Below are 8,772 nucleotides of genomic sequence, written 5' to 3' on the forward strand. Positions count from 1 at the left end.
GCCGCCATGTCCAGGCTGCAGTACGACCTGTGCGTCATGACCGGTGATTTTCGCTTTCTCACCTATGGCCATTATGACAAAACGTTGATACTCATGGAAGCATTGGTGAAGACCATCAAGGCTCCTTACGGGGTCACGGGCATTTTGGGGAATCATGATTGGCTGGAAATGGTGCCCGGGCTTGAGCGGTGTGGAATCCGAATGCTGCTCAATGAAGCTCAATCCCTGGAGAAGGGGTCGGATGCGATTTGGCTCCTCGGGTTAGATGATGTTCATTATTACGAAACGGGTGATCTGGAGAAAACCGTACGCCTCGCACCCACCGACGCGGTGCGAATTCTCTTAGTGCATTCGCCGGAAATTATTCCTGAAGCCTGTACCGCCGGCATGGACCTCTATCTCTGCGGCCACTCCCACGGAGGCCAAATCTGCCTTCCTGGTGGCAATCCCATCATTACCCATTGCCGCTGCCCCAGGTCCTTTAAAGCAGGCCCATGGCAATACCATTCCATGCAAGGATACACCTCTCGAGGAGTCGGCACGTCTTTATTTCCGATTCGCCTGTTCTGCTTTCCCGAAATCATCATCCACACGCTCACACGAGCTTCCCAATCTTGAGAATCGCCTCGCCAATTCATACACAGATCTTTTCTTTCCTTATTGGGATAACTGACCGGAGAAGTGAAAGGCTGATAACCAGCACGCATTGTTGAGAATATCTCTTTTGTTGGAGAATTTTGATGAAAACACGTTTAACGCAAGCTTTCCTTGCGCGAAAATACTCACAAGGGGCTCATGCAATTTCTGCAGGATCGTGAAGCAGTCGGATCCATGGAAAATTTCATCTGTACTTCCCTCTTTTCTCACGCTATGCTCTGAGGGATCATTCATAACGGCATTCTGCCTCGTCTTATCCTCATGAGCTCCTCAATCGCCACACCCTCTCAATTTCAATACGATCTCATTTGTATCGGTAGCGGACCAGCGGGACAACGGGCGGCGATTCAAGCCGCCAAAATAGGCAAACGCGTCGCGGTCATTGAAAAAAAGCGTACAGTGGGCGGCGCCTGCTTAGAGACCGGGACCATTCCCAGTAAAACCTTTCGAGAAGCCGTCATGTCCTTTACCGGACCCCATCAACATTGGGGTCGTCCAACGGATACAGCGAAAATTCGACCCACGGCCGAGCAACTGGTCGCGCGCGTGTCGGATGTTATTCGCACCGAAGGTGAGGTGATGAACGATCAATTACGAAGAAACGATGTGGAACTCATCCAAGGGGAAGCCACTTTTGTGGATCCCCACACCCTGTTGGTTCATACCGATAACCAGTCACAAACCCTGTCGAGTACCCACATTCTGATTGCCGTGGGGACCATCCCGACGCCTCCTCCCAACATTCCCATTGACGGCCAATATATTTTTGACAGTGATGGCATCATTCACCTGCAACAGCTCCCACGAACCATGACCGTGGTTGGAGCCGGGATCATCGGAATTGAATATGCCTCAATGTTAGGAGCACTTGGCGTCGAAGTCACCCTTGTGGATTCACGAATTCGTCCCTTGGAATTTCTCGATGGTGAGATTGTTGATGAGCTTATTTATCAAATGCGGAATCACCAGGTCACCTTTCGGCTTGGTGAAACTGTCGAAAAATTAGAAATTGCGAACACACCATCCCGAAAAGTCGTGATTCATTTAGCTTCCGGAAAACGACTGGTCTCAGGCCTTGCCCTCTATTCCGTCGGACGAACAGGTGCCACGGCAACACTCCAACTTGAGAAGGCGGGATTGACCGTGGATGCCCGCGGCCGCCTGCCGGTGGATTCACAATATCGCACCCCGGTCCAGCATATTCTGGCGGCAGGTGATGTCATCGGTTTTCCGAGCTTGGCCGCTACATCTTCCGAGCAAGGCCGTTTGGCGGCCTGCTATGCCTTTGGCCTGGAAGCCAACCCCATGACAAGCCTGTTCCCTGTTGGTATTTATGCCATTCCGGAAATTTCGATGGTGGGAGCCACAGAGGAACAACTAACCCACCAGAAAATTCCGTATGAGGTGGGAATAGCCCGCTACCGCGAAATCGCTCGTGGCACAATCATGGGAGATTTAAACGGCATGTTGAAACTGTTATTTCATCGAAACGATCACCGGTTATTGGGCGTACATGTGATCGGAACGGGAGCCACAGAACTCATTCACATCGGACAGGCCATCCTTCACACCGAACGGGGGCTCGAATACTTCCTCACGACCGTCTTTAATTATCCCACGCTAGCGGAATGCTACAAAGTTGCGGCCCTCGACGCCTACAACAAACTTTGTGAAACATAGCACGCCTTTCACGTCACGATTAAAACGGTAGCTTGAGTCCGCCGGGAAGATCCTTTAATCCTTTGATAGGAAGGCTTTTTTCAAGAAGACTTTTGAGTACAGCATCATGCTGCGTGACCCGCTCGGTTAATTGAGCCGCAATTTCTTCAAACCCGGACAAATTACTTTGGAGTTGTTGCATCGGTTCGGCCATCTTCGCCGAGATGGCCGATTGAAGTTCAGTGCCAAATTTTGCACCCAATTCATTCACCATCTTGCCAGCCGCATCCTGAAGAAGACGATCCAGATCGGAGGATACCGTGACTTCATGTTGTTCCAATGTCCCCGTCACATTAGCCTGAACAGAAAACTCAGATACACCCGTCACGGCAGAGCTGAGGGATTTGGTTAAAGGATTGGTATCACCCTCTTTTCCTGCCGAGAAGTGAAGGCTGCGGAAATTCCCTGTGACATGAACCGTTAATCCCTGGTCCTTAAGTTCCGCGTTTACGTTGACATCACCCACCCCGCTAGCCAGTGTGACGGGCCATTTATCATCTTTGGATAATGCGAGATTGTCCAGTTCATACCCTTTCACCTGTCCCATCAGATGATCCTTGGAATCGGCAGGCACCACATGGTTGAGAACCCCTTCCAACGAGACAGACTGTACCCCTTTCAACCGGTCTCCGGAAAAAGCAAACGTTGTGGGTTGCCCGAATGTTGGTTGATCGGTGGTGATATTATGAAAAGTCCCCGCCAAATCACCTGCGCCTAAACTGACCGATACCTTCGTCAAACGAATCAGGAAATCGGGAAGCGGATGCACTTCCTTAAAATGCACATCCACACCCTTCCCACGCAAAGGCTTGTGCACCTGAGGGCCATCGTCCCCTCCCCCTGCGGGGGCTCCTTCCAGATACGGCTTCGCTCGTTCATACCAGGCCGCTCCCTGATGAACCCATGATCCAATCCGGGATCCCAATAATGTTTGACTCACATGAGCCAATCCTTTTGGAGATAAATTGTATTTGGCCTTGAGGTGTTGAATATCCCGTTGCGGTGCGGTTTTCACCTGATCGAGGCGTGTGCGCAGTAACGCCACCTTCTCTTCGAACTCTTTCTTCGCCCCCTTGAGCGATTCAATTTCCTGCTCAATATCCTGTTTCAATGCCTGCACTTCCCCCACTCCACCCAAAACGCCTTCCAGTCCGCCTTTTCCAGCCTTTTTCAGACTTTTTACCCGTTCTTTGTATTCGGCCAACTGGGCTTTCCCCGGCAACTCTTTCAACCTTGCCTCCCATGCCTCTTTTTCCCGCTCAACATCCGCTTTCAATGCCTCAATCAATCGGATGGTTTCCAGGTCTTCTTTTTCTAAAATATTTTTCACGTCAGGCACTTCAAGAGCCGGAAGCGCAAGAGAAAACATCCCGGACTCTTCCCCCTCAGCAGACACGTCTGACCCTGGCTTCACAACGCCGGATGTGGATCTTGGAGTGGCCAACCGAACGCCTTCCAATGCCATTTCTTCAACAATAAGTTTTCTCCGTAGGAGATTCAGTCCGTCTAAACCCATATTCACGTGGGCCACTTCCACCGCATTCGTCATAGGCTTCTTAGGATTAGTCACTTGCAGTCTGGTCAACGAGAGGCCAGCGGGAAACAAGCTGAGATCAGCCGCATCCAGCTCTACCTTAGCTCCCACGGCTTCGGTCCCTGCCCCTTCGATCAAACTTTTCACCCATCCATCCACAAAAAATATCCACACGCAACCTAAAATGCCTGCGAACACGACAAACGCCCCTAGCCCCCACCACCGAATCCATTTCGTCATCAGCCAGGCCTCCATGACGAAAAGGTTTCGTAGGTCTGATACAACTTGCTGGCTTTAAACATTTGCATAATCCGGGTTTTTTGCACCCAGGCCAGAACATGTTGTCGATAGCGACGAATCAGGAGGTTCGAAAGGAGTAGAACAGGGACAAAGATAGCCACAGAAAAAACCAGGCTGCCCATTACAACGGAATTATTGAAATGCTCCAATCGCCACCACACCGATTGATAGAGGGAGGTCCAAAACGCTTCCAGCGATGGAAGGGTCAGAAGGGCCAGCCCCAGCAGATGAAAGAGCGGATCAAGGAGATAGGCAATTCCCGTAAACAGCGCCAGGCCCAACAAAAATGCCGATAAATTCACGCGCAGCATAAATACCAGCAGGAGCACAACGAAGTTGTGCAAGCTCAGAAGCGGCGTAAATCCAACGACCATGGCAAAACACAACCCCAAGGAGAGTTGTCCAGGCTCAGTCTCGGAATTCAGCACACGAAGGAGTTTGGCGAGAAGCTTAATCATTCGTCAAAAAGTCAATCCATGGGCACAATACCAGAATACCTTTGAACCGGCACTACGTCCACCCAATGGATGAAGGAGGTTTTCAAGCAAGTTGTGGCTTAATTCATACTTGTTGACGTGAGAAAAGCCGCAGCTGTTTCGCTCTTTCCGCTGATTGGCTTTTCCGGCTCAGTGGCACGCCGAGGTACGCTACGTTTACTTATAGACTTGGCCTTCGTGCGATGCATTTTCTCGCGGGAATGATACGGAAGGATTCCGCTTAATACCTCCGCCAGCGAGTCACAGGGCACATCCTCCAGCAACTTAATCGCCGGTTTGGGATCGGGACCTGATCGGCCGCCGACAAAGATATCCACGGCTTCGACAATATGCCCTTTGACTTTGATCTTCTTTCCTAACAGCCCGACATCGGCCACGAGATGATTTCCGCACCCGGCGGGACATCCCGACCAGTGCATGGTGATGGGCTTCATCTCTGTGCCGATCATCGCTTCAATTCGCTTCGCGGTTTCCACCGCCCGGCTTTTGGATTCAATGACTGCGAGATTACAGTAGTCGCTTCCCACACAACTGACTAGGCCTTTTTGTATTGGAGTGGGATTGTAGACAAAGCGTTGTAAAAGAGGCTCTTCCGTCAGGTCTCCTAACACGCGGTCAGAAACATGTGGTATAACCACGGCTTGATTAGCCGCCAGGCGTAATTCCCCGGTGCCGTAGGTTTCAGCCAGACCGGCTATTCCCTGTAAATCATCCGCTTGTATACGGCCGACGGGAATTTTAAGCCCCACGTAGTTCAAGCCTGGCTGCTTTTGCCGGTAGACGCCCATATGATCATTGACGGAGTGCTTCCGTGAATCGGTTCCTGCTCGGGATAATTCCCATCCTACTTCCCGCTGGACTTCCAGGCGAAATCGTTCTTCGCCCCAGTCATCCAACAGAAAAGCCAGTCTGGCAGTCGTACGGGATTCCCGAAATCCATGATTGCGAAAGACGCGAAGGATGGCTCCGGTCACCGCCACCACTTCCTGGGGGGTGACGAATACGTCTAGAGGCGTGGCAATGCGGTATCCGCCAGATCCGAGTTTTCCCCCCGCTAACAGATTAAATCCGATGATCGCTCCGTCCTGCCCCTCGACCGTCGCAGGAACCAGTGCCAGATCTTGTGTTTCAAGATGTAAACAATTATCGAGACAGCCGGTAATGGCCAGGTTGAATTTTCGCGGGAGATTCGAATAGGCCCGATGACCTACCAGGGCTTCTGTGAGCCGCTTCACCAGGTCCGTGGTGTCCTGTTGTTCCTGCGCCGTCAACCCGGCAACTGGACACGTCATGATATTGCGGACATTGTCCATGCCGGTTTGCAACGAGAAGAGGCCCGCCTCTTCCATATGGCGAAAGACTTCCGGGACATGCTCAATCTTCAGGTGCCGCAACTGAAACTGCTGACGGGTCGTCAGGTCCAACACGCCATTTCCATAGGTGTTGGCGAGATGCGCCAATGTGCGTATTTGAACCGAAGTGGTTCTTCCTCCTGGAATGCGGACCCGGATCATAAAAAAACCTGGTGTGGGATTTCGAAGGAAGAGTCCATACCATTTCAACCGTTGAATATCTTCATCCGGGATCGCCTCCCACCCCAATTCGGCATATCGGGCAATATCCTCCTTGATGTCCAACCCGTCTTTTTCGCCTTTGAGCACCTCAATCTTATTCATCAGAATCCTTTCGCGTTTCTTTCTTGATTCAGTCACACGGCCTGGTCAACTTCCTAATTCTCCCGGCCAACCGCCAAGGGCTGAGGCAATAACTCCCTCTCCGCTGGTACATGAATCCTCCGTGACGATTCAAGTGACACACCTTCCGCTACGGCTTCTGTTTTCTTGATCCACCCACGCACAGGACTGATGATCCAATAGGCTCCTCCCATAAATACGACTCCACCGACAATATTCCCGGACACGACCCACATCTGATTCCACAAAAAACCGGTCCAGGAAATATCCGGGCCATGAGGGAGAAACAAGGCAATGCCCAAGAGCGATTGATTGGCAATGCTATGTTCAAACCCGCTTCCGATGAATGCGAACAGACACCAAAAAATCAGCATGATCTTCGCCGCATCATTGGTCGTGCGGGCTGCCGTCCACACCGCCAAACAGACGAGCCAATTACAAAGAATCCCGCGTATAAACAACTCCCACATCGGAAGGTTCATTTTAAGCGCGGCCACCTTGAGCAGCAGATCGCTTTGCGGCGCCTTCCCCACCACTCCCGATTGGACCACCAACCAAGCCAACCCCAACGATCCAACGAGATTGCCCACAAACGACCAGAAAAAAATCTGACCGACCTGTTTCATCGTGATGGCTTTGGCCAACGCACCAAGGGCACACACCATATTGTTTCCGGTAAACAGTTCCGAGCCCGCAAAGATGACGAGCGTCAGCGCAATGCCAAAGGACACGCCCATCACTAATTTAAACCCGGCTGATCCATCGGCCCAAAATGGAGCACCCACACTGAAGATCAAACAAATCCCAAAACCGAGATAAATGCCTGCCAGGGCGGATAAGACGAGGTACCCAATGGGATTACTTCGGAAGTACCCCACTTTCTTCTCTGCCAGCTGAACCATCCGTTCGACATCCACCGTATGCATGACTCTCTCCTTATTCTGTTATTCCGTGATCACGACCAATAAAAAAGCGCCAACTGCCTGACCTAAGGCTGGATTATTCCGCCTTGCCCAAGCAGTGGCGCCTTTGCCACTTCCCCCACCGTTCACTCCTCGAAATGATGGAGTATGATTTCTTTGTTCTTGCCGAATTCCTAAACCGTTCGTTTCGGTCGGTTGTCGGCTCGAACCGTCAGTTCCCTGAGCCTATCACCCCTTGTTTCGCATTCGACTAAAAAAAAAGCCCAATCCCTCGATAAGGAATTGGACGATCATTGTCCACAACTACGTCTTTGCTGAACGACCAGCAACATCTTTGTTGCTATTCAAATATTTAGCAGACATATCAGCCCCTGTCAATCAGGGCTAAAGACCTATTCAATCAGTTTAGGAAAAAGCTAACAACGAAGTCCCCACGCAAACCGGATGCACTACGAAGTGGTTTGAGCGAGAAAGGCTACCGTGACTAACACGCCATTATACGTGCTATGGAGCGCGATTCCTGGCGCAAGACTTTCTGTTCGAATGCGTAACAGGACCGTCAACGAACCAACCAACGAAACGGCTAATAGTGCCGGCCAATACTCAAGCACTTTCGGCATATGCACTCCAACAAAGATCATCGTGGTCATGAAACCAGCCAAACCCGGTCCCCAGGATTGCGACATTCCGGTAAACAAGAACCCCCGGAAGAGCACCTCTTCTACAACAGGAAATACCCCAATAAACATCAAAGCCCATAGAACCTGTAACGGAAGAGGCGCACTGATCATAGCATCAAAGAGCGGTTGAGCAAGATCGTCTGACGGGAGCACACCATATTCAGTAAAGGCAACAAATCCAAAACCTAAGACTAATCCCATCAAAACAAAACGCCATAGATTTCGAAAATCATAGGATTTCCCAAGTAGCTCCCGGAATCCATTTGCATCTAAAGATGAAATCACTCGCCGTTTCGCCAGGTGTATCGACACCAGCATGGCTCCCATCGTCCCCACACATAACGACAGGGGAAGTAACCAAATTTCCTTATACGGGGATACCGGACCCAACTGCGTCCCGACGTCAATTCCCCCGGCCAGCGTCACCACCACCCCGCCCACAGCAGAAACCATGAAGATCCCAAGGGCTTGAACAACATAGAAACATCCAACGATCAGGAACGCCGACCATGCACCCAGCCAGGGTTTCAACCGGGGTGGAGCTTGGGATGGAGAATCATCAGAGCAGAGGACCGGGAGAGGCATAATGTTCTTTCGGGTGTTGGCGCAATTTCTTGATGTCTCAACAAGACAGACCTTGTAAACAGAAGTCACCCATTCTTCTATACCAGCACACCTCAACCCATGCGGTAACCCGGAACGACAATCATTTGGGGAGTGTTGAATAATATAGATTTTCAAGGGCAAATTTGCCCAGGATTAGATTAC

Annotated in this window: 7 protein-coding genes; 2 read left to right on the forward strand and 5 right to left on the reverse strand. The window is 51.0% G+C overall.

What is annotated here, in order from left to right:
* On the forward strand, window positions 1-618 hold a 618-nt coding region (locus AAH187_RS18140), incomplete at its 5' end, for a hypothetical protein (protein WP_342349898.1).
* Window positions 619-918: 300 nt separating this feature from the next.
* Window positions 919-2,337, forward strand: a complete 1,419-nt coding sequence (gene sthA / locus AAH187_RS18145; RefSeq protein ID WP_342349899.1) for a Si-specific NAD(P)(+) transhydrogenase — start codon at window positions 919-921, stop codon at window positions 2,335-2,337.
* 19 nt (window positions 2,338-2,356) lie between these two features.
* Here sthA and AAH187_RS18150 read toward each other — a convergent pair whose 3' ends face one another.
* The 5 genes from AAH187_RS18150 to AAH187_RS18170 all read right to left on the reverse strand — a co-directional run bounded on the left by AAH187_RS18150 (window position 2,357) and on the right by AAH187_RS18170 (window position 8,589).
* Window positions 2,357-4,150 (reverse strand): TIGR03545 family protein, encoded by a 1,794-nt coding sequence (locus tag AAH187_RS18150; RefSeq protein ID WP_342349900.1) that lies wholly within the window; start codon window positions 4,148-4,150, stop codon window positions 2,357-2,359.
* Window positions 4,150-4,668 (reverse strand): TIGR03546 family protein, encoded by a 519-nt coding sequence (locus tag AAH187_RS18155; RefSeq protein ID WP_342349901.1) that lies wholly within the window; start codon window positions 4,666-4,668, stop codon window positions 4,150-4,152. The genes AAH187_RS18150 and AAH187_RS18155 overlap by 1 nt, the downstream gene beginning before the upstream one ends.
* A gap of 98 nt (window positions 4,669-4,766) precedes the next feature.
* Entirely contained in the window at window positions 4,767-6,383 is a 1,617-nt protein-coding gene (locus tag AAH187_RS18160; RefSeq protein WP_342349902.1) for a ferredoxin--nitrite reductase, read from the reverse strand.
* 53 nt (window positions 6,384-6,436) lie between these two features.
* Window positions 6,437-7,327: a formate/nitrite transporter family protein gene (locus AAH187_RS18165; RefSeq protein ID WP_342349903.1), complete on the reverse strand. Its 891-nt coding sequence runs from the start codon at window positions 7,325-7,327 to the stop codon at window positions 6,437-6,439.
* Between the two features lie 446 nt (window positions 7,328-7,773).
* Window positions 7,774-8,589 (reverse strand): CPBP family intramembrane glutamic endopeptidase, encoded by an 816-nt coding sequence (locus AAH187_RS18170; RefSeq protein WP_342349904.1) that lies wholly within the window; start codon window positions 8,587-8,589, stop codon window positions 7,774-7,776.
* Between the last annotated feature and the right edge of the window lie 183 nt (window positions 8,590-8,772).

The organism is uncultured Nitrospira sp. (genome assembly GCA_902500695.1).
GTDB lineage: Bacteria > Nitrospirota > Nitrospiria > Nitrospirales > UBA8639 > Nitrospira_E.